The organism is Bradyrhizobium sp. WSM4873, assembly GCF_055811355.1.
Map to the genome: position 1 here is coordinate 1 of NZ_JBVVPS010000089.1, position 1,729 is coordinate 1,729.

Genomic DNA, 1,729 nt, shown 5'->3' on the forward strand with positions numbered 1-1,729 from the left:
CCCGCGCGTGAGGACAGCCGACGATAGAATGCTCCAAGCGCTGTCTCGCTCCGCCCCACGGTTGTTGCTGCCAACCGCAACAGCGCAGCTGCGCGACTTGAGGATCTCCGTGTGCGCGAGGACAGCACCTTGCCGCCGGAGATCTTGTTGCCGGGTGCGAGGCAGAGCCAGGAAGTGAAGTGTTTGGCGCTCGGCCATGCCCTTAAATCCGTGCCGCACTCGCCGATGAGCTTCAATGCGAGCGACGGACCCAACCCATGGATCTCAGTCAAATCGACGCCAAGCACGCCATACAGCGCGGTCCCTGACATCGAAGGTGGGTGTGTTGACCTGCTTGGTCTTGACGCGTGGCTTGGCTAGCTTTCCGACTGGTCCTGCTCCTTTGGTGTTCAATGCACTGATCAGGACTTCGAGCTTGCGATCACAGTCGAGCATCTTTGCCTGATAAGCGTCGTAGAGCTCCAGCGATTGAGTCAACGCGAAGACATGTTCGTGGCGGTCATTGCCTACGAGTGCTGCGCGGATCGTCTCGATCGATGAATGGCAGCGCACGTCCCGATAGGTTGCTAGGACGTCGGGATTGCGTTCGCCTGCGACAATGGCTCGGATAATCCGCATGCCGGTCGCGCCGGTGATATCCGAGACAACATGATGGAGCTGCAGGTTCATCTCCATCAGGGCCTTCTGCATATGTTGGATATGGGCGGCAGCATATTCCACGAGCCGCTCGCGCTGGCGCAGATAGGCTCGCAAGGTTGCGATCTCGGCATCGGGTCGAAAGCTGCCCCGTAACAGGCCATAGGAGTGGAGCTGGCGTAACCAAGCGGCATCGCTGACATCGGTTTTGCGCCCAGGTACATTCTTGGCGTACCGCGCGTTGACCAAAATGACCGCGAACCCGCGCTGTTCTAGGATCTCGTAGACCGGGATCCAATAGACCCCAGTGGATTCCATCGCGACACTGGTCACGCCGCACGCCTTGAACCAGTCCGCCAGCTCATGCAGGTCTTGCGTGAATGTGCCGAATGCACGCACTGGCGTATCGGTGCAGGCCGGGTTCACCGCCGCCATGTGCATCTTTGACCCGATGTCGATGGCGGCCGCGCCAAGGTTGACCGGCTTTAAGTCCGGGCCGCCACCAGTTGTCCTCTTAGGCATCGCAAATCCTCCGTCCGATGATGGGCTGGAGGGTCTGGGCTATGCCAATTTGTCATCTTCCTAATCGGGATCGCCGCCGAAACGGCGTCACCACTCTCAAGTCCGCATGCGCCCATGGACCACGTTTTTTAACGGGGACAGTGCCTCCAATAAGCTGACGGCCGCTACCCTCCGAGCCAAGGGATAGCACAAGGCTGTTTCTACCCCGCACAGGCGCGCCATCCCGCTGGACAGTTTTTTAAAATGTCGCGCTCCATGCGCAGCCGTTCGTTCTCCTGGCGCAGGCGGGCGATCTCCGAAGCCTGGTCCGCCGACATCGGCGTCGCCTGCGTGGTGGGGCGCCACGCCGCCGATGCCGGCTCCTGCCGGAGCTTATCTACCCAGCGTCGCAATACCGAGTCGCGCAGACCGAGCTCCTTGGCAACCGACCCGATCGAGCGACCGCTCGACACCACCAGTTCGACGGCCTGGCGCTTGTACTCCTCAGTAAACGACCGACGTTGACGTTCCATTCGACACCTCCGGGCTCAACGAGCCTACTACAGGTGTCCACTCATTCGGAGGAGGTTCA

The 1,729-nt window shown here is 60.5% G+C and carries 1 protein-coding gene and 1 pseudogene; both read right to left on the reverse strand.

The annotated features are described in order from the left end of the window. Window positions 1–1,158, reverse strand: a pseudogene (locus AC0L21_RS37825) (IS110 family RNA-guided transposase); the annotation flags it as partial. A 200-nt stretch (window positions 1,159–1,358) separates the two neighbouring features. Continuing rightward, window positions 1,359–1,670 carry a transposase gene (locus tag AC0L21_RS37830; protein ID WP_473267057.1) on the reverse strand — a complete coding sequence of 104 codons (312 nt, stop codon included), beginning with the start codon at window positions 1,668–1,670 and terminating at the stop codon, window positions 1,359–1,361. Window positions 1,671–1,729: the final 59 nt, after the last annotated feature.

Excerpts from the sequence above, each read along its gene's own strand:
- AC0L21_RS37830 (WP_473267057.1), bottom strand. The coding sequence starts at position 1,670 with ATGGAACGTCAACGTCGGTCGTTTACTGAGGAGTACAAGCGCCAGGCC.